Annotated in this window: 18 protein-coding genes; 2 read left to right on the top strand and 16 right to left on the bottom strand. The window is 44.6% G+C overall.

Features of this window, described 5'->3' with window-relative positions:
- Window position 1: 1 nt before the first annotated feature.
- The 7 genes from yqfD to rpsU form a co-directional block, all read right to left on the bottom strand.
- The gene (yqfD, locus tag J7E38_RS00475) at window positions 2-1189 is read right to left on the bottom strand and encodes a sporulation protein YqfD (RefSeq protein WP_214704573.1); all 1188 of its coding nucleotides are present in this window, start codon (window positions 1187-1189) and stop codon (window positions 2-4) included.
- 17 nt (window positions 1190-1206) lie between these two features.
- Window positions 1207-1491 carry a sporulation protein YqfC gene (yqfC, locus tag J7E38_RS00470; protein WP_214704575.1) on the bottom strand — a complete coding sequence of 95 codons (285 nt, stop codon included), beginning with the start codon at window positions 1489-1491 and terminating at the stop codon, window positions 1207-1209.
- A gap of 116 nt (window positions 1492-1607) precedes the next feature.
- Window positions 1608-2168, bottom strand: coding sequence for a hypothetical protein (locus J7E38_RS00465; RefSeq protein WP_214704577.1), 561 nt, complete (start codon window positions 2166-2168; stop codon window positions 1608-1610).
- Window positions 2169-2202: 34 nt separating this feature from the next.
- Window positions 2203-3198: a flotillin-like protein FloA gene (gene floA, locus J7E38_RS00460; RefSeq protein ID WP_144476157.1), complete on the bottom strand. Its 996-nt coding sequence runs from the start codon at window positions 3196-3198 to the stop codon at window positions 2203-2205.
- Window positions 3199-3340: 142 nt separating this feature from the next.
- Window positions 3341-4660: an NfeD family protein gene (locus tag J7E38_RS00455; RefSeq protein WP_214704578.1), complete on the bottom strand. Its 1320-nt coding sequence runs from the start codon at window positions 4658-4660 to the stop codon at window positions 3341-3343.
- A gap of 245 nt (window positions 4661-4905) precedes the next feature.
- On the bottom strand, window positions 4906-5352 hold the full coding sequence (locus tag J7E38_RS00450) for a GatB/YqeY domain-containing protein (RefSeq protein ID WP_214704579.1): 447 nt from the start codon (window positions 5350-5352) through the stop codon (window positions 4906-4908).
- A 17-nt stretch (window positions 5353-5369) separates the two neighbouring features.
- The gene (gene rpsU, locus J7E38_RS00445; RefSeq protein ID WP_015595024.1) at window positions 5370-5543 is read right to left on the bottom strand and encodes a 30S ribosomal protein S21; all 174 of its coding nucleotides are present in this window, start codon (window positions 5541-5543) and stop codon (window positions 5370-5372) included.
- A 210-nt stretch (window positions 5544-5753) separates the two neighbouring features.
- Between rpsU and J7E38_RS00440 the strand changes: the two genes are divergently transcribed.
- Window positions 5754-6680: a Na/Pi symporter gene (locus J7E38_RS00440; protein WP_214704580.1), complete on the top strand. Its 927-nt coding sequence runs from the start codon at window positions 5754-5756 to the stop codon at window positions 6678-6680.
- Between the two features lie 280 nt (window positions 6681-6960).
- On the opposite strand, the gene mtaB is transcribed toward J7E38_RS00440, so the two are convergent.
- The 9 genes from mtaB to lepA form a co-directional block, all read right to left on the bottom strand.
- On the bottom strand, window positions 6961-8313 hold the full coding sequence (gene mtaB / locus J7E38_RS00435) for a tRNA (N(6)-L-threonylcarbamoyladenosine(37)-C(2))-methylthiotransferase MtaB (protein WP_214704581.1): 1353 nt from the start codon (window positions 8311-8313) through the stop codon (window positions 6961-6963).
- A 5-nt stretch (window positions 8314-8318) separates the two neighbouring features.
- Window positions 8319-9068 carry a 16S rRNA (uracil(1498)-N(3))-methyltransferase gene (locus J7E38_RS00430; RefSeq protein WP_214704582.1) on the bottom strand — a complete coding sequence of 250 codons (750 nt, stop codon included), beginning with the start codon at window positions 9066-9068 and terminating at the stop codon, window positions 8319-8321.
- Between the two features lie 76 nt (window positions 9069-9144).
- On the bottom strand, window positions 9145-10083 hold the full coding sequence (gene prmA / locus J7E38_RS00425) for a 50S ribosomal protein L11 methyltransferase (RefSeq protein ID WP_214704583.1): 939 nt from the start codon (window positions 10081-10083) through the stop codon (window positions 9145-9147).
- A 19-nt stretch (window positions 10084-10102) separates the two neighbouring features.
- Window positions 10103-11230, bottom strand: a complete 1128-nt coding sequence (gene dnaJ / locus J7E38_RS00420; protein ID WP_214704584.1) for a molecular chaperone DnaJ — start codon at window positions 11228-11230, stop codon at window positions 10103-10105.
- Window positions 11231-11413: 183 nt separating this feature from the next.
- Window positions 11414-13246 carry a molecular chaperone DnaK gene (gene dnaK, locus J7E38_RS00415; protein ID WP_214704585.1) on the bottom strand — a complete coding sequence of 611 codons (1833 nt, stop codon included), beginning with the start codon at window positions 13244-13246 and terminating at the stop codon, window positions 11414-11416.
- A gap of 36 nt (window positions 13247-13282) precedes the next feature.
- Window positions 13283-13876, bottom strand: coding sequence for a nucleotide exchange factor GrpE (gene grpE, locus J7E38_RS00410; protein ID WP_214704586.1), 594 nt, complete (start codon window positions 13874-13876; stop codon window positions 13283-13285).
- Between the two features lie 157 nt (window positions 13877-14033).
- A complete protein-coding gene (gene hrcA, locus J7E38_RS00405) occupies window positions 14034-15065 on the bottom strand; it encodes a heat-inducible transcriptional repressor HrcA (protein ID WP_214704587.1) in 1032 nt (343 codons plus the stop codon).
- Between the two features lie 76 nt (window positions 15066-15141).
- Entirely contained in the window at window positions 15142-16281 is a 1140-nt protein-coding gene (gene hemW, locus J7E38_RS00400; protein WP_214704588.1) for a radical SAM family heme chaperone HemW, read from the bottom strand.
- 80 nt (window positions 16282-16361) lie between these two features.
- Window positions 16362-18197, bottom strand: a complete 1836-nt coding sequence (gene lepA, locus J7E38_RS00395) for a translation elongation factor 4 (RefSeq protein ID WP_214704589.1) — start codon at window positions 18195-18197, stop codon at window positions 16362-16364.
- Between the two features lie 191 nt (window positions 18198-18388).
- Between lepA and J7E38_RS00390 the strand changes: the two genes are divergently transcribed.
- Window positions 18389-19294, top strand: a complete 906-nt coding sequence (locus J7E38_RS00390) for a nuclease-related domain-containing protein (protein ID WP_214704590.1) — start codon at window positions 18389-18391, stop codon at window positions 19292-19294.
- Window positions 19295-19675: the final 381 nt, after the last annotated feature.

The raw sequence follows: 19675 nt of genomic DNA, 5'->3' as shown, positions 1-19675 counted from the left end.
CTCAGTCTCCTTGAATAATTGGTTGTCCTTCTGCAATATCTTCAATGATTGTAAAATGTGTGATTAGTCTTACTTTATCATTCTCAATTGACTGATGTAAAATTTTTTCCCCTTTTATGATAGCATTTTCAGGAAGGGTGTTTTTTATATCCTTTCTGGCAAGTTCTTTTGCACTTTCGATCGCTTCCTCCCTGGTATAGATGCGGGTAACCTGTTCCCGTTCCCTGATTGTCTTTTTTTCAATCTTAGCCGGAAGCTCCCATTTGAAAAATTTTATTGGCTGCTCAGAGACTTCTGTTTCATACTCCTTGAATTCATTCTTCCCAAAACCCCATACAGGCATTGCTTTTCCGGCTATTTTCAGAGAATAAATTCTTTTTTCATTCCCGTTATAGACCTGGAAAGTACTTTTCAAAGGCAGTTCCACCTTAGTTGAATACCATGTTTCCCCAAGGACTTCACCGGTGGCTGCTACCAACCTTTGGTCATTTTCATTCCCATATAATCCTGACACAAGGAGCTGACCCGGCTTCACAAAATCATTCACTTCCACCACTGGATCCCCTTTTTCCACGAAGATCTTGACAATGGCCGCCTTCTTTTTCGCTACCAGATTCCTTGGGCCAATTGCTTCCGCTTTTTCAGGCTCACTTTTCTCGACAGCCTGAAAATGATAGGTCGTCCCCTTCAGCTCTACGCCAATCCATGTCAAAGCTCCTACCTTATCTGTCAGTTCCTTCTGGATGCTTTCGACATTGTCGATCGAAAACTGCATTTTCCCGACACCAATTCCCATCTTGTCCAATTCCTTGCGAATTTGATATTCAGTCGCAGGGCTGGCGCCATTTATTTCAATCCCCCACACCATATTGGAAAGGAGCATGATCAATGCGAAAAACAAAATTGCCCCAGCTAAAAACCCACTGTTTGTCCATAATTTCTTTAAAAAGAAAGGGCCTCCCGCCCTCTCCAGGAACCTGATTTTACAGTGACTATCCCTCGCGGGGATCCTCAGCTTTTTTACATCCTGCAGATTGACATAAAAAGTGACCGCCTCAGAACCATGTTTCTTCACATTCCAAATTGACACGCCATTACGCGTCAGCTGGTTCAGGAATCTTTCTATGCCCTTGCCTGTCAATTTCACCTTCACAGTGCCAGAAAAGGTGTGAATCCATTGGTTTTTCATTTGACTCCCCCTCAACTTCAATCATTTATATATAGAACCTGATCGATTTTTCCTTCGAGTAATATCTCTTCAGGCAATATTGTCTTGATCACGAACGCCTTGCCCTTGACCAGAAGCTGGCCGCCTTTGATCATCAGCCTCACTTCACCATCTGAAAAAGCGAGCAGGCCCCGATGATTTTCTATATAAATATGGACTTGCCCAATCATCGTGATTCTAGGGAGATCCATCATGACATCTTGAGGAAGATCCATTTTTTGTGTCATCCATTTGCGTACATACTGGCTCCATTTTTTTGCCATAAAAAAAAGAACCCCCTTTCATCTCATATGTATGAGAAAAAAGGAGGTTCTAGCACCATTTTTAACTTTATCATAAGCATTCTTTCAAACCGGCAGCAACGGTCAAAATCCTTTGCCTAATATCTCCTCGACGGGTTGTAATGCTTTTTGGCACGGGGCTTTCCAAGGACTTCAGCCCAGATCAATCCCTCTACCAGAGTGTCTTTATCCGGCTGGAACACGACCTCGGTTTGCACCTGCTCTCTTTTTTGGTTCAGCCGGCCAGATGTTTGACTGGATGACATTCTGCCAGTTTGCTGTTTTTTTGCCGATTCTTCAGTTTGGCGCTTTCGTTCTTGATATTTCTTTTGAATATCTGTCAGGACTTCAACGCCTGAATCGACGGGGCTCTGACCTCTCTTATCCCTGCTTGGTTCTGCAGGCCTGCGGTTCTCGGACCGGGGATTGTAATCATTATTCTTTTCAATCTCAGGACGGAGCGGCTCCGTTCTCGCTTCTGCCGGCTGCCTTCTAGCAGGCGCAGGACGAGGCGGCTGGACTGGTCCGGGCGGCCTGACAGGACGGCGCTGCGGTTGCTGGCTGCCATCCTTCTTTTTTTGATTGAACAGACTCGAGATCACCCCGATCAGAATGAACAGGGCTATTGGATTACTTAATAATTCTAATAAAATTTGCATGTGGAGCCCCCCTTTCTTTTATCGGGTTCTCTCATCATTGATTATTCTTATCGTCTTTTTTACCGTTTGACAGCTTCCCGATGGAACCTCTCATATCTGTGTCGGCTTCGATATTCTGGATATTCATATAGTCCATCACACCAATATTGCCTTCACGAAGCGCTTCGGCCATTGCCAATGGTACTGTAGCTTCCGCTTCGACGACTTTCGCTCTCATTTCTTCGACGCGAGCCTTCATTTCCTGTTCTTGTGCAACAGCCATCGCGCGGCGCTCTTCGGCTTTCGCCTGGGCAATCTTCTTATCTGCTTCCGCCTGCTCAGTCTGCAGCTCGGCACCGATGTTTTTGCCGATATCAACGTCCGCGATATCAATCGATAGAATTTCAAATGCCGTTCCTGCATCAAGACCTTTGGAAAGAACGGTTTGCGAAATCATATCAGGATTTTCCAACACCTTTTTATGGTTGTCGGAAGAACCGATTGTCGATACGATTCCTTCACCAACACGGGCAACAATCGTTTCTTCGCCAGCACCCCCGACGAGTCGGTCGATGTTCGCTCTGACTGTGATTCTCGCTTTTGCCTTTACCTCGATTCCATCCATGGCCACACCAGCGATGAATGGAGTTTCAATGACCTTCGGATTAACACTCATTTGTACAGCTTCCAGAACGTCACGGCCTGCCAGGTCAATCGCAGCCGCCCTTTCAAATGAAAGCTCAATATTCGCCCGATGTGCAGCAATCAAGGCATTAACAACCCTATCCACATTACCCCCTGCCAGATAGTGGCTCTCCAGCTGGTTTGTCGTTACATTCAAACCTGCTTTATGTGCTTTGATCATCGGATTGATGACCCTGCTTGGGATTACCCTTCTTAATCTCATTCCGATCAGCGTGAAAATGCTGACCCTTACACCCGCTGCCAAAGCTGAAATCCACAGCATCACCGGCACGAATGTCAGCAATACACCAAGGAAAATGATCCCAAGTGCAACTGCAATTAATACAAACGCTGTACCTGCATCCATTTGAACTGCCTCCTAAAAATTATATTCCCCAGGCTTTTGATCTTCAGTGTTAGAAAATCGATCGATCAATGCCTTTGGTTTTATCTCTACTTGTTATGGTTTTTCATCGTTTTGTTTTGTAAAATCACAATGAAAATCCAAATTAGATTTCATCAATCTCTCTTACTACGATTCTTGAACCTTCTGTTTTGACAATCCTTACTTTTTTTCCTTTTGGAACAAAGCCGCCCTCGCTGACCACATCAATGCGTTCATCCTCGACAATGATGGTGCCTGAAGGCCTGAGAGGCGTCAGAGTCACCCCTTCTACTCCAATCAGTTCCAGACGATTCTTATTCGACACATAGCCTTTTTCAGTGCTTGTTGAATCGGTCAGTATGATTCTCTTAAAAAATTTCATCTTTTTTCCAAACACCCTTATCATCAAAATAGATAAAACAATGGACGCTGTCAAGGCAACCAATAAAGAGATCCCCATATGGACCACATTATCCGATGCCATAAAAAAGCTCGCTACAATGGCCAGTAAACCAATGACTCCGGTAATTCCGCCTGGGATGAACAACTCGAGCAGGATCAACCCGACTCCGAGCGCAAACAGGATCAATGTTTCAAAACCGGCCAGTCCGGCAACCATATGTCCATAGAAGAATAATAGCAGCGCTGATAAACCAGCAATACCCGGCAGTCCAAAACCAGGAGAGTAAAGCTCAAGGACCAAACCAAGGCTGCCAATTGTCATGAGGATCGGGATCACAACAGGATGGGTGATGAATCTCGCCAGCTTTTCCGCGAAAGTTTCGTCCACATTCCTGATTTCGGCATCCTCATAGCCCAGTTTATCCAGCAATTCATTGAGATTTTTGACTGTTCCTTCCGAATATCCCACATCAAGCGCTGTTTCTGTCGTTAAGGTTAGTAATTTCCCCTTACCTGCCCCGAGTTCAGGAAGATCGATGCTATCGTCCGCCATCGCCTGGGCGTATATCGGATCTCTCCCACTTTCAACAGCTGCAGCTTTCATGGCTGCGAACCAGTAAGACTCTGCCTTCTTTCCAGCAGTATTGCCCTGCTGGTCGATGATTGCAGCCGATCCCATCGTAGCCCCAGGAACCATATAAATCTCATCTGCATTCAGGGAAATATAAGCACCGGCGGATAATGCTTTTTTATTGACGAAGGCCACTGTTTTCAAGTCAGTTCCCGTCAACAATTTTCCGATCCCATCAGCGGCATCGACAGCTCCGCCAGGTGTATGCACATCAAAAATGATTGCTTCCGCACCGGCCTCTTCAGCCTCTCCCACCGCTCTTTTCAGGAAGGAAAGCAGGCCTTTTTCCACCGTTTCTTCAATCGGCACCACATAAACCACTTTTTGGTCAGCATCCGCAGTGAAAGGATTGACCAGACTGGCCAGTGACAAGAGGATGATGATGCTGGCAATCACTGATTTGATTTTCAATTCGGCACCTCCATTCATTAAAAATAAGGCCATAGTGGTAATACGCATGGGTACACCAAAAGGTTTCAATGTTTTTTTACAGATTTGCTAATTATGTATTTTGAAATGGGGGCTCTTGGATCCTGCAAACTGTAGTGTGGAATGTAATGGGTTCCATGCAGCAACCATAACACATGAATCATGCTGGTCTACCTTTTATTATGCGCTAAAAAGGCCGCAAGAGCATCCTGCGGCCTTCGAGCTTTTTATGAAAGGTGTTGTTGTACAAGTTTATTAACGAGAGATCCGTCTGCTTTGCCTTTTACTTTAGGCATAAGGACAGCCATTACTCTACCCATATCGGCTTTCGATGCCGCACCGGTCTCTGCGATAGCTTCTTTGACGATTTCCGTCACTTCTTCTTCGCTAAGCTGCTGTGGCATGTAAACTTCGACATGCTTTAGTTCTGTTTGTATCTTTTCAACGAGGTCTTGACGACCAGCTTTTTCAAATTCCTGGAGGGAATCTTTGCGTTGTTTCACTTCACGAGAAAGTACAGTTAACTCTTCTTCTTCGGATAATTCCTGCTTGCCAAACTTGATTGCTTCGTTCTGCAGGGATGCTTTGACCATCCGAATCGTCGTGAGTCTGTCCTTTTCTTTGTTCTTCATCGCTTGTTTCATATCATTATTTAAACGCTCGAGCAGGCTCAAGTTAATTCCACCCTCTCTTAGAACTTGCGTTTTCTAGCAGCTTCAGACTTTTTCTTACGCTTTACACTAGGTTTTTCGTAGAATTCGCGCTTTCTAGCTTCTTGGATAGTACCTGATTTAGATACAGTACGTTTGAAGCGTCGAAGAGCATCTTCAAGCGATTCGTTTTTACGAACGACAGTTTTAGACATTCTCTTTCCCTCCCTCCGAGCACAACACACTAACACCAAAACACATGGGATACCATGTACCTTGCAATTATAATATATCACTGGCAAGAGGTCAACTGTATTTAGCCCTTGTTTTAAATTATGTATTTTCGCCCTCAACTATCCTGAAAAAAGAAAATCCATGCATGTCCCTTTTTCCTTTTCATACATTTAAATGAAAGGATGGTGCTCATGGTCTATCTGCTATTATTTCTTCTTTTTCTCACTGTATTTATCGGAGGTATGACCCTGCTCCGGAGAGGCTTGTTCGAGCTTTCAGCAAGCAGGATGAAAAACTGGCTGGCTCTTATGACAGATACACCAATAAAGGGAATGATAGCCGGAATGATAGTGACGGCTTTTTTACACAGCAGTTCTGCTGTCATGGTCATTACAATCGGTTTGATTTCTGCTGGCCTGCTAAGATTTTCGCAATCAATCGGCATCATTCTTGGATCCAATATCGGGACAACCTTCACTCTCGAAATCATAACTTTCAACATTGACGCATTCATCGTGCCCTTTGCGATCATCGGAGCGATTCTATTGGTTTTTCGCAACCGAACCTGGCAAAATTTTGGCGCGATTTCTTTTGGCATCGCCGCTATTTTTGCAGCCATGCGCGGCTTCACCTTTCTCGCCGACCCTGTAACAAGTATGCCGGTAGTTGAACAAGCACTCGTCAATTTGAACAACAGTCATTGGATCAGCATAGTTACCGGTACTGTTTTAACAGCAATCATCCAATCCAGCACCGCGATGACCGGGATCGTCATGGGATTCTTGTCAGAAGGAACATTATCGATGGACTCCGCCATAGCCGCCATGCTTGGCGCCAATATCGGGACGTGTATTACCGCTCTGCTTGCATCGATTGGCGCTGGCAAAGAGGCAAGACTGACGGCTTTTGCCCATGTATGGCTGAACATTGCAGGAGCAGCCTTGTTTTTCCCCTTCATTGGCCAGATTGCGGCACTGGCCCCTTTGACAGCCGACAGGCCTGAAGTCCAGCTGGCGCATGTCAGCGTCGTTTATAACATACTCGCTTCATTGCTGGTTCTGCCTGTCGCCGAAAAATTCGGGGTGATGATTGAAGTGATTCATGGGAAGAATCGGTGAGCTGGGGTCTATTGAAGCTGCCTGGTGGTGGATATATATTATAACCTGGATGTGGTCGATATTTTTCAAAATCCGTCGATAAAATCTGAAATGTGGTCGAAATATTTCAGAATCCGATGATAAAACTTGAAATGTGGTCGATATAATTAAATTTTCGCCAATATCTTTTTAAATAGGTGATTCATCCTGGTATACGGTTGCAGTTTGCGTCGCAGCAAAGATGATTTTATGAAAATATCACAAAAAAGAGCTGGCATTTGGCCAGCTCTTTGCAATTTCCTTATATAACAGCTTGTTCTGCTGCGATTTCATCTTCAAGCACGCGTACGAATTGGCCTTCATTGTAAGGATATCCAGATTTTATAATCTTCACCTTGACGATTTTACCGACCATATCCTCAGCAACAGGGAAAACAACCTTTAGATAGTTGTCTGTGTACCCAACATAAAGCCCGCTTTCTGGAGCTTCTTTGTAAAGTTCCTCAGGAATTACTTCCAGTACGTCATCCTCAAACTGTGAAGCATATTCCTTTGCAAGCTGGTCAGATAGTTCAATCAAGCGGTGAACTCGTTCGTTCTTTACCTCTTCATCAACCTGGTCATCCATTCTTGCGGCAGGAGTACCTGTCCGTTTTGAATATGGGAAGACATGAAGTTCTGAGAATTTGTGCTCTTTTACAAAGTTAAAAGTCTCCATGAATTCTTCTTCTGTTTCACCAGGGAATCCCACGATGACATCAGAAGTGACTGCCAGACCCGGCAGTACTTCTTTAAGACGATCAAGACGCTCTCCGAAAAATTCCATCGTGTACTTGCGGCGCATTCTTTTCAAGACGGTATCAGATCCGGATTGAAGCGGAATGTGCAGGTGACGGACGATGATATTGGACTGGTCGATTACTTCAATCACTTCGTCAGTAATCTGGCTTGCCTCGATAGAAGAGATACGCAGACGCTTAATCCCTTTTACTTGTGCCTCTAAATCTCTCAGCAATGCTGCGAGATTATAATCCTTCATATCTTCGCCATAGCCGCCTGTATGGATGCCTGTAAGGACAATTTCCTTATAGCCGGCATCAACAAGCTGCTGAGCCTGGCGAATGACTTCCTGCGGATCGCGGGATCTCATCAGACCGCGTGCCCATGGAATGATACAGAAAGTACAAAAGTTGTTGCAGCCTTCCTGGATTTTCAATGACGCTCTTGTACGATCCGTGAAGGCAGGTACGTCAAGCTCTTCATATACACGGTTCTTCATGATGTTGCCGACAGCATTGATTGGCTGGCGTTCTTGCTTGTACTGCTCGATATATTCAAGCATTTTCACACGGTCCTGAGTTCCAACGACAATGTCAACTCCAGGAATCGCCATGATTTCTGCAGGTGATGTCTGGGCGTAGCAGCCGGTTACACAAATAACAGCGTCCGGATTTTTGCGGACAGCGCGGCGGATGACCTGGCGGCTCTTTTTATCCCCAGTATTCGTGACAGTACATGTGTTGATAACGTAGACGTCAGAGATCGATTCAAAATCCACTCTTTCGTATCCTTGTTCCTTGAATAATTGCCAGATGGCTTCTGTTTCGTAATGGTTAACCTTGCAACCTAATGTATGAAAAGCAACTGCAGGCATGATCTTCACCTCAATAGTTCAAAATGATAGGAAACAGCAGACAATGCATAGAGCGGTGCTGTTTCAGTACGTAAAATTCGTGGTCCAAGACCACAAGCCATAAATCCATTTTCAGTTAAAAGATTGACTTCCTCGGCAGTCAATCCCCCTTCTGGGCCAAAAACAAACAGGAGACTTTCACCGTTCTCCATTTTCGAGAGAGCCGCAGACAGGACAGATGCTTCCCCGGTTTTTGCCTCTTCCTCATAGGCAATTAGCTTATAAGTATAATCATCGGCATGCTTGACTAATTGTTTTAGGCTGACCGGCTCCTTAACCGACGGTACAATATTGCGATGGGACTGTTCTGCCGCTTCTTTGGCTATCTTTTGCCAGCGTTCAACCTTTTTGCCAGCTTTCTTGCTGTCCCATTTCACAATCGAGCGGGATGCGGTGAAGGGGACAAATTCATAGGCACCCAGTTCAGTGCCTTTTTGAATGATCAATTCGAGCTTATCCCCTTTGGGCAGACCGCTCGCAATCACGACATGGACGGGAAGCTCCCTCGTCCCTTCCTCCCATTTTACAACGTTTGCCACAACCATTTCATCGGTAATTTCTTCAATCTGGCAAACTGCGCTTTTGCCATTGGGAATAACGCAGATGATTTCATCCCCGGTCTTCATCCTCATCACTCGAACAATATGATGAAAATCATCGCCGCTAATACGGAATTGCTCCTGACTTTCTTGATCGTCAATAAAGTAACGCTGCATCACAGCACCCGCCTTCAAAAAAAGCTGTTTTAAAAAGACAGAAAAAAGGGGTTAAGCTGTTCCCCTTTTTTCTACATTATTTCTTTTTCCCGATAATCGCAACCCAGTCTTCCATTGTCATAATCTCTTCTATTTCAAAGCCTGCATTGATCATCGCATCTTTGACTACTTCTTTCTTCTGCTGGATGATTCCAGAAGTAATGAAATGACCGCCACTCTTGACGATTTTGCCTGCATCGTCAGCAAAACGGAGGATGACCTCTGCGAGTATATTCGCGACAACAATATCGGCCCCTTCTGCTACTCCGTCAAGAAGGTTGTTTTGTGAAATGGTTGCAACATCATGGACTTTGTTGAGCTTGAGGTTAAGTTTCGCCACCTGGACGGCTACATCATCGAGGTCCATCGCTTCCACTTTTCCTGCGCCTAGTTTCGCTGCGGCAATACTAAGGACACCAGAACCTGTTCCGACATCGACGACCCGGTCGCCAGGGCGTACCGTTCTTTCCAGCGCCTGTATGCACATAACGGTTGTTGGATGGGTCCCCGTACCAAAAGCCATGCCTGGATCAAGTTCGATGATCAGTTCGTCCGTATTCACTGGAGTGTACTCCTCCCAGGTAGGGACGATCGTGAACTTTTCAGAAATCTTCACAGGGTTATAGTACTTTTTCCAGGCAGTTGCCCATTCTTCCTCATTCACTTCGCTGATTGATACTTTATTCAATCCGATATCAATATTGTAGATGATCAGATTATTGATTGCTTCTTTAATTTCATCGACTGTTTCTCCCAGGAAGCTGTTTACAGGGAGATACGCCTTGACGATGACGCCTTCTTCAGGATAATCATCTGGATTGAGTTGGTATATTTCCCCGAACTGGTCCTCTCTTTCCTTCACAAGCTCAAGTGGATCTTCAATCACGACACCGCTTGCGCCTGCTTCATGCAGGATATTTGAAATCGGCTCAACCGCTTCATTTGTTGTTAAGATGCTGATTTCGGACCATTTCATTTATACCAACTCCATTCGATTAATCACCTTTAATGGCGCGTTTCACTTTTGAAAAAAAGCTTTCCTCTTGCTCTCCAAGTGGAGATTGCCCGCTAACTTCCGCAAACTCGCGCAACAGCTGTTTTTGTTTTTCAGACAGCTTTGTCGGAGTCACGATTCGTACGAGGACATGCTGGTCTCCTGTACCATAGCCGCGGACATTCGGAACTCCTTTGCCCTTCAAGCGGAATTTGGTTCCAGTCTGTGTTCCTGCAGGCACTTTCAGCTTTACCTTGCCGTGCAGTGTCGGTACTTCGACTTCGTCACCAAGCGATGCCTGGACAAATGTGATTGGCATTTCACAATAAATGTCATCACCGTCACGCTCGAAAAATTCATGCGACCTGATGTGGAAGACAATATAAAGATCTCCTGGAGGTCCGCCGTTAATTCCAGCTTCCCCTTTTCCAGCCACTCTCAACTGTTGGCCATCATCGACACCCGCCGGGATTTTAACATGAATCTTGTTTCTTCTCGTAACCTTCCCGGTACCAGAGCATGTTGAACATTTTTCTTTGATTTCCTTGCCTGTTCCATTACAGTAATGACACACTCGTCGGTTAACAATACGTCCAAACGGCGTGTTTTGCTCCACGCTGATCTGTCCGCTGCCATGACAGTGTTTACAAGTATCCACTTTTGTACCCGGTTTTGCACCTGTTCCGTCACATGTGTCACATTCTTCTTCACGAGGAATCTCGATATCTGTTTCCTTGCCGAATACAGCTTCCTCGAATTTCAATGTCATCGTGTACTGAAGGTCAGCACCCTGTCTTGGCGCATTTGGATCACGACGTCTTCCGCCGCCTCCGCCAAAGAAGGAATTGAAAATATCTTCAAAGCCGCCAAACCCGCCGCCGAAGTCAGCTCCGCCGCCAAAGCCCTGGTTAGGATCCACATGTCCGAACTGGTCATATTGGGCGCGCTTCTGATCGTCACTAAGGACCTCGTACGCTTCTTTTACTTCTTTGAACTTTTCATCTGCTCCCGGCTCTTTATTGATGTCCGGATGGAATTTTTTTGAAAGCTTGCGATAAGCTTTCTTTATTTCATCCTTGGTGGCCGAATTACTGACACCAAGGACTTCATAGTAATCCCGTTTACTCATGATTACCACTCCCGAATCTTTTCACATAAAGATAATTCTAACATTCCCGTATATTCATACGCAATATTTAAAATATCTGTTCTGCGTTAATTTAGTTCTCTTTTTAGTTGAAGTTCTATTACATGAAAAAAGCCAAAGCCAAGTAATACCTGACTTTGACTTTTTGGTTGCTATCTAAATGTTTTACTTGTCGTCATTTACTTCTTCGAACTCTGCGTCAACGACGTTGTCGTCTTTCTTTGTTCCTTCTTGACCTTCAGCGCCTTGCTGAGCCTGCTGCTGCTTTGCAGCTTCTTCATAAAGCTTGACGCTCAGGTTTGTCACGATTTCTTGAAGAGCATCCTTCTTAGTGCGGATTTCTTCGATTTCGCCTTTTTCGATCGCAGCCTTCAGTTCGTCTTTTGCTTCGTTCGCTTTCTTTACTTCTTCTTCATCTACCTTACCTTCAAGATCCTTCAAGGTCTTTTCAGTAGTGAAGACGAGCTGGTCAGCTTCGTTGCGAAGTTCTACTTCTTCTTTCAGCTTCTTGTCAGCTTCTGCATTCTCTTCCGCTTCTCTTACCATGCGGTCGATTTCTTCATCAGACAAGCCTGTAGAAGACTTGATTGTGATTTGCTGTTCCTTGTTTGTACCAAGGTCCTTCGCACGAACGTTTACAATACCGTTTTTGTCAATATCGAATGTTACTTCGACCTGAGGTATTCCACGTGGTGCTGGAGGAATATCAGTCAATTGGAAGCGTCCCAGTGTCTTATTGGCAGATGCCATTGAACGCTCACCTTGAAGCACATGAATGTCAACAGCAGTCTGGTTGTCAGCAGCTGTAGAGAACACCTGTGATTTAGAAGTAGGGATTGTTGTGTTACGGTCGATCAGCTTTGTGAATACGCCGCCCATTGTTTCGATACCTAGTGAAAGCGGAGTAACGTCAAGAAGAACGACATCTTTAACATCACCAGAGATTACGCCGCCCTGGATTGCTGCACCCATTGCGACAACTTCATCAGGGTTAACGCCTCTGTGAGGGTCTTTTCCAGTTTCCTTCTTGATTGCTTCCTGAACAGCCGGGATACGTGTAGATCCACCGACAAGGATGACTTTGTCCAGTTCAGATGGGCTCAAGCCGGCATCTTTAAGTGCCTGGCGAGTAGGTCCCATAGTGCGTTCTACTAATCCGGCAGAAAGCTCTTCGAATTTAGCGCGAGTCAGGTTCAATTCAAGGTGAAGCGGTCCAGCTTCCCCTGCAGTGATGAACGGAAGGGAAATCTGTGTTGAAGTTACGCCCGAAAGATCCTTCTTCGCTTTCTCTGCTGCATCCTTAAGACGCTGAAGGGCCATTTTGTCTTTAGAAAGGTCGATTCCGTTTTCTTTCTTGAATTGTTCCACCAAATAGTCAATGATGACCTGGTCGAAGTCGTCACCGCCAAGACGGTTGTCACCTGCAGTAGATTTTACTTCAAATACGCCATCGCCCAGTTCAAGGATGGAAACGTCGAAAGTACCGCCGCCAAGGTCATAAACTAGGATTGTCTGGTCTTCGTCCATTTTATCAAGCCCGTATGCAAGTGCTGCAGCTGTCGGCTCGTTGATGATACGCTCAACTTCAAGGCCTGCGATTCTGCCTGCATCCTTTGTTGCCTGACGCTCAGCATCATTGAAGTACGCTGGTACTGTGATGACTGCCTTCGTTACAGGCTCACCAAGATAGTCTTCAGCATAAGACTTCAAGTATTGAAGAATGACAGCTGATAGTTCCTGTGGTGAATATTCTTTGCCTTCAGCTTCCACTTTATGGTCTGTTCCCATGTGGCGCTTGATGGAGATGATCGTATTCGGGTTAGTGATTGCCTGGCGCTTAGCCACCTCACCCACCTGGCGTTCGCCATTTTTAAACGCGATGACAGAAGGAGTCGTTCTGTTGCCTTCTGGATTCGGGATTACCTTTGGTTCGCCGCCTTCTAATACGGCAACACAAGAGTTTGTTGTTCCTAAGTCAATACCGATGATTTTACTCATATTCAATTACCTCCTGGTTCTTTTATGTAACCACTGTTATTGGTTCACTTTTACCATCGCTGGACGAATGATGCGGTCCTTCAGCATATAGCCTTTTTGGAATTCTTCAACAACAATGTTAGGACCATAATTTTCATCTTCAGCCTGCATCACTGCCTGGTGAAGATGCGGGTCAAATTCTTTGCCTACTGCATCAATTACTTCAACGCCTTCATTCTTAAGGGCGTCAAGCAAGCTGCGGTACACCATTTCCACTCCCTGTTTAAGAGATTTAGCCTGGTCATTATCCACATCCATCTTCAATGCACGTTCGAAGTTATCGATGGCCGGAAGCAGATCGGTAATAATGCTTTGGGCTCTATATTTAGCGCTCGCTTCAAGTTCAATCCTTGAACGGCGGCGGAAGTTGTCAAAATCAGCCTGAAGGCGCAAGTAACGGTTGTCGGCTTCCTCAAGCTTACCTTCCAACTCAGCGATTTTCTGCTCCATCGGATCCTGTTGCTCTTCCTCTTGAGCCGGAATATCTTCAGTCTGTTCAGAAGCTTCATTTTCGGCAAAAACCTCTTCAACCGTTTCTTCTTCTGTCTGGCTGTTCAATTCTTGCTCAGTGTTGTTTCTCTCTTCTGTCACGTTAACTCACCTCCCTCAAAGTATCGCGGCAATGATCACCAGCCGCTTATTCCAGGTTACCTGGATATATTTCAATGAAGCATAATCGCTTCAGTAGAAAACACATGACGATTCAGGATGGAACAGGCTGCTCCACCCTTAATCAATATTTCCATGCTTATTTATTTTGATACAGCTGTGTAAGCACCTTGGACAAATCGGTACTGATCAGTTGAAGCAAGCTGATAACCCGCGAGTACTCCATCCGTGTCGGACCTAAAACTGCGATAGACCCCAGCTTTTCTTCCCCGATGGAATAAGTGGCAGTGATCAGACTGCAATTTTCCATAGCTGAATTATCGTTTTCCGTACCAATCCTGACATTGATGCCGGCCGGGTTTTTCCTGATGAGGTTATATAAGTTATCTTCATGCTCGATCATATTCATCAGGTTACGGATTTTTTCAACATCGTTGAATTCTGGCTGGCTGAGGATATTCGTCTTCCCGCCAAAAAACACCTTTTCATGGGCTGGCATATTCAATGTGTCCATGATTGTATTTAGGAGAGTGTCATAACTGCTGATATGCTGACGCAGCAACATAGCAATCTCCTTGTAGATCTTGGAATTCAGGTTGGTAAGCGGAACGCCGGCCAATCGCTCGTTCAGGATATTGACCATTTTTTCAACATCAGATGGATCGATGCTGGTAGGAAAATGGAACATCCTGTTTTCCACATGCCCTGTGTCAGTCACGATAATGGCTATCGCTGTATCCTTATTCAACGGAATGATCTGCAGCTTTTTCAGCCTGTTATCTTTTACAGCCGGTCCTAATACGATTGATGTATAATTGGTCATTTCAGATAGAATCTTTGCCGATTTCTGGACGATTTTCTCAAGCTCGTATATTCTTTCAGCAAAAATCGATTTGATCGCTGCCATATCAGAGCGGTTCACTTTTTGCGGCAACAGAAGGTTATCGACATAAAAACGATAACCCTTTTCGGAAGGAATCCTTCCTGAGGATGTATGGGTCTTCTCGATAAATCCCATATCCTCCAAATCGGCCATTTCATTCCGGATTGTCGCCGAACTGAAATTAATTTCTTCTTTTTTCGACAAGCTCCTCGAACCTATCGGCTGAGCTGAACGAATAAAGTCATCAACAATCACCTGCAAAATGAGCACCTGACGATCTGTTAACAACATCATCACCTCTGTTAGCACTCTATAATAACGAGTGCTAATTCTAAAAATAATTTATCAGTAATCGATAAGGATGTCAATGATTTGATACCCCAATGAATGATTGAAAAACTTCATTGCCAAGCATACGTCCCTGTCTTGTCAGGAAGATTCGTTCATCACTGGTTTCCAGCAGGTCTTTCCTAGTCAAATCATCAATTTGTCCTGCGAAAAATTGCATAGGGTTCCGCCCGAATTTTTCTTCGAAATGTCGAACGGAAACACCTTTTGTCTTCCTTAACCCCAGGAACATTTCTTCTTCCATTTGTTCTTCAAGGGTAACCTTATGCTTATCCATGAGCGGCAGCTCTCCCCTGTTGATCGGTTCTATATACTTTTTCAAGGGGCCGTAATTCGACTGTCTCATTCCTTTTACATAACTATGCGCGCCTGCACCAAAACCGTAGTACTCCTCGTTGTTCCAGTAGGTTAGATTATGCCTGCTTTCGTATCCGGGGACGGCAAAATTGCTGATCTCGTATTGATGGAGTCCGTTTTTTTCCATATGATCCATAAGCGTTTCATACATTTCCGCTTCGGCATCCTCGCCAGGGATTGGCAGTTTCCCTTTTTGCATTAAATTATAAAACACTGTTTTTGGTTCAATGATCAATGAATAACCAGAGTAATGCACCAGTCCCAGAGAAAGGGCCGTTTCGATGGATTCGATGAAATCCTCCTTCGTCTGACCGGGAAGACTGTAAATCAAATCGATGCTGATATTATCGAAGCCTGCTGCTTTCGCATTTTCGATTGATTCGAATACATCCTTTGCCCGGTGGCTGCGTCCGATTTTTTCTAAAAGTTCATCATTAAAAGTCTGTACTCCAAAACTCAGACGGTTAACACCGGCGTCTTTCAGGATGGCGAGCTTTTCTTTTGAAAGGTCGCCTGGATTCGCTTCGAATGTATACTCTGTATCTTTATTGAAGTTCAGCTTATCCTGGATTGACTGAACCAATTTGCCCAACTGCCTTTCATCCAATGCAGTCGGAGTGCCTCCGCCAACAAAGATCGTATCAAGGACATCCTGATCACCTTTTACTGTTAACTCCATTTCTTTTGCAAGGGCATCAAGATAGTCATCAACAGGCTGCCCTTTCATAAAGACTTTATTGAAATCACAATAGTGGCAAATATGATGGCAGAACGGAATATGGATATATGCTGATTTCATTAATTTTCACTTCCCTGGTTTATTGAAAAAAGAGGCCAGAATCGCTTGGTTTACCCAGCACATCCAGCCTCCCCTCTATTTTATTTCTTTGTATTGTTATCGTCCATCTTCAGTACTGCCATGAAGGCTTCCTGCGGCACTTCGACAGAACCGACCTGCTTCATGCGCTTCTTACCTTCTTTTTGTTTTTCAAGAAGCTTCCGTTTACGTGAGATATCCCCGCCATAACATTTTGCCAGTACGTTTTTGCGCATCGCCTTGATGGTCGAACGCGCAACAATTTTCTGGCCGATGGCCGCCTGGATTGGCACTTCGAACTGCTGGCGAGGGATTAGATCCTTCAATTTTTCAACGATGACCTTTCCTCTTTCATAGGCAAAATCATTATGAACGATGAAACTCAAAGCATCAACTTTTTCAGCATTCAGCAGGATATCCATCTTCACAAGCTTGGATGGCTTGTAGCCGATCAGCTCGTAATCGAAGGAAGCATAACCTTTGGTGCTTGATTTCAGCTGATCAAAGAAATCATAGACGATTTCTGACAGCGGGATTTCATACACGATGCTGACGCGTGTTTCATCCATATATTGCATGTCGATGAAAATACCGCGCTTTTCCTGGCAAAGCTCCATGATTGCTCCGACATAATCATTCGGCGCCATCATCGTTGCTTTTACATATGGCTCTTCTACACGGTTGATCTTTTGCGGATCAGGCATATTGGATGGGTTGTCCACCTTAATTTCAGTGCCATCTGTCATGATGACATCATAGATAACGCTTGGCGCTGTCGTGATCAGGTCGATCTTGAATTCACGCTCGATGCGCTCCTGGATGATTTCCATGTGAAGAAGTCCCAGGAATCCGCAGCGAAATCCGAAGCCTAATGCCTGTGATGTTTCCGGCTCGAATTGAAGCGCAGAATCATTCAGCTCCAATTTTTCAAGAGCTTCCCTCAGGTCATTGAATTTCGCTGAGTCAATTGGATACAGACCGCAATAGACCATTGGGTTCAAGCGACGGTATCCAGGAAGTGCTTCGGCAGCACCTTTTTTCGCATTTGTGATCGTATCACCGACACGTGTGTCGCCGACGTTCTTGATTGCCGCAGTCAGGAAACCTACATCTCCGACAGTCAGTTCAGGTGAAGGAGTAGCCTTTGGAGTGAATACTCCGACTTCTGTTACTTCGAACTCCTTGCCTGTCGCCATCATTTTGATTTTGTCGCCGACCTTGACCGTTCCATCGACAACGCGGATATATGCAACTACACCGCGGTACGCGTCATACAAAGAGTCGAAAATCAATGCTTTTAACGGCGCATCAGGATCTCCCTCTGGGGCTGGAACCTTCTCGACGATTTGCTCAAGAATTTCTTCAATCCCGATTCCTGCTTTTGCGGACGCCAGGACAGCTTCAGATGCATCCAGGCCGATCACTTCTTCAATTTCATTTCTGACACGTTCAGGATCCGCACTTGGCAGATCGATTTTATTGATGACCGGCACGATTTCCAGGTCATTATCGATTGCAAGGTAAACGTTCGCCAGCGTTTGTGCCTCGATTCCCTGTGCCGCATCGACAACAAGGACAGCACCTTCACATGCTGCAAGGCTTCGGGACACTTCATAAGTGAAGTCTACGTGTCCAGGAGTATCGATAAGGTGGAAAGTATAGATCTCTCCATCCTTCGCCTTGTACTTTAGTTGTACTGAGTTCAGTTTTATCGTGATTCCACGCTCACGCTCAAGATCCATCGAATCCAGCAGCTGATCCTTCATTTCACGCGCAGTCAATGCATTCGTCTTTTCCAGGATCCGGTCAGCCAACGTGGACTTTCCGTGGTCAATATGGGCGATAATCGAAAAATTTCGTATTTTGCTTTGTCTATTAAGTCTATCTTCTCTGCTCATTGCGTTCACTCCTACTATACTCGCGCATGTACACTATTGTTGATTATATCAGCAGGAATATCAAGATTCAATAAATAATGGAGGAAGAGGGGCGCAGGGCTGGCAGGAATGCGTCATTAATGCGTCCACGGAATGTTCACAGAATATTGGGAACCTGTTAGGTAAAATAAGTGTAAGAAGGGAGATGAATTATGTTTTTAAAAGAACGCTATGAGTCGGAAGAGTTAAAAGTTCTTAAGGCATTGAACACACGGATGGATTTACAAGAGAAAGAGAAACAATATTATTTGAATCTACAAAAAGGGTTTGAAGGCGAGGTGATGTTTGATGGGTATTTGAAACAAATAGTCATTCGATCACTGATCCTGAATGATTTGCTGTTTGAGCAGAATCATTCACATTTTCAAATTGACTCGCTGATGGTTTCCCAGAGACTCTCCTACCTATTCGAAGTGAAGAATTTTGAAGGAGAGTATTATTTTGAAGGTGATACATTTAAGACAATTAACGGAAACGAAGTAAAAAATCCACTGCTTCAACTAGACAGAAACGTTTCACTTCTAAGACAATTTTTTAATAGTATTGGAATTAAAATCCCCATTGAGCCTTATCTCGTTTTTGTCAATCCCGATTTCACTTTGTACCAGGCCCCTCTTAACAGGAGAATCATCCTCCCAACAAACCTTAACCGTTTTATCCACCAATTGAATAACCAGCAGTCTACTTTGAACCACCAGCATGGGAGATTGTCCGAGAAATTAATAGCATCCCATATTACGAAATCTCCTTTTAGCAAAGTTCCCCATTATGATTATTCACAGCTGCGAAAAGGTGTATTTTGTCAGGCATGTGGGTCGGGTATAGCAGAATATCACTCACTTATCCTAACATGCCCAAAATGCGAAAAACCTGTGAATACTAAAAGCGCGCTGGTGCGAAGTATTGAGGAGTATCAAATTTTATATCCATCTGAAAAGTTATCAACCAACACAATCTATGATTGGAGTGGCGAGTTAATTCCCAAGAGAACCATCAGACAGACATTGAAGGAGAATTTAATAGTTTCAGGATATGGCCAATGGTCATATTATGAATGAATTTTTGGTCACCAATGAGTTTCATTGGTGACCTATTATTTTGTGCTTAGAGGTCAATCAGCTTTATTGGCGACCTTATTTCCAAGCATTTGAAATTATAGTGTTGCAATTCGTCCTATCGGCGGTACTTTTTCCAGTATCTTGAGTTTCATGGTTCTAATTCGACCTATTGGTTACACCGTTTCCCAGTATCTGGTGTTTCGAGGTTCCAATTCGCTCTATTGGTTACATCGTTTCCCAGTATCTGGTGTTTCGGTGTTCCAATACGCTCTATTGGTTACATCGTTTCCCAGTATCTGGTGTTTTGGTGTTCCAATACGCTCTATTGGTTACACCGTTTCCCAGTATCTGGTGTTTCGATGTTCCAATACGCTCTATTGG

Origin of the sequence: Bacillus sp. ISL-35 (assembly GCF_018613355.1) — a bacterium.
Classification (GTDB): domain Bacteria; phylum Bacillota; class Bacilli; order Bacillales; family Cytobacillaceae; genus Mesobacillus.
The sequence above is the reverse complement of the archived record's forward strand: the minus strand, read 5'-3'. Positions and strand labels throughout refer to the sequence as shown.

Excerpts from the sequence above, each read along its gene's own strand:
- floA (WP_144476157.1), bottom strand. The coding sequence starts at position 3,198 with ATGGATGCAGGTACAGCGTTTGTATTAATTGCAGTTGCACTTGGGATC.
- yqfD (WP_214704573.1), bottom strand. The coding sequence starts at position 1,189 with ATGAAAAACCAATGGATTCACACCTTTTCTGGCACTGTGAAGGTGAAA.
- J7E38_RS00390 (WP_214704590.1), top strand. The coding sequence starts at position 18,389 with ATGTTTTTAAAAGAACGCTATGAGTCGGAAGAGTTAAAAGTTCTTAAG.
- mtaB (WP_214704581.1), bottom strand. The coding sequence starts at position 8,313 with ATGCCTGCAGTTGCTTTTCATACATTAGGTTGCAAGGTTAACCATTAC.
- hemW (WP_214704588.1), bottom strand. The coding sequence starts at position 16,281 with ATGAAATCAGCATATATCCATATTCCGTTCTGCCATCATATTTGCCAC.
- J7E38_RS00430 (WP_214704582.1), bottom strand. The coding sequence starts at position 9,068 with ATGCAGCGTTACTTTATTGACGATCAAGAAAGTCAGGAGCAATTCCGT.
- lepA (WP_214704589.1), bottom strand. The coding sequence starts at position 18,197 with ATGAGCAGAGAAGATAGACTTAATAGACAAAGCAAAATACGAAATTTT.
- dnaJ (WP_214704584.1), bottom strand. The coding sequence starts at position 11,230 with ATGAGTAAACGGGATTACTATGAAGTCCTTGGTGTCAGTAATTCGGCC.
- J7E38_RS00440 (WP_214704580.1), top strand. The coding sequence starts at position 5,754 with ATGGTCTATCTGCTATTATTTCTTCTTTTTCTCACTGTATTTATCGGA.
- rpsU (WP_015595024.1), bottom strand. The coding sequence starts at position 5,543 with ATGTCTAAAACTGTCGTTCGTAAAAACGAATCGCTTGAAGATGCTCTT.
- yqfC (WP_214704575.1), bottom strand. The coding sequence starts at position 1,491 with ATGGCAAAAAAATGGAGCCAGTATGTACGCAAATGGATGACACAAAAA.
- J7E38_RS00465 (WP_214704577.1), bottom strand. The coding sequence starts at position 2,168 with ATGCAAATTTTATTAGAATTATTAAGTAATCCAATAGCCCTGTTCATT.
- prmA (WP_214704583.1), bottom strand. The coding sequence starts at position 10,083 with ATGAAATGGTCCGAAATCAGCATCTTAACAACAAATGAAGCGGTTGAG.
- dnaK (WP_214704585.1), bottom strand. The coding sequence starts at position 13,246 with ATGAGTAAAATCATCGGTATTGACTTAGGAACAACAAACTCTTGTGTT.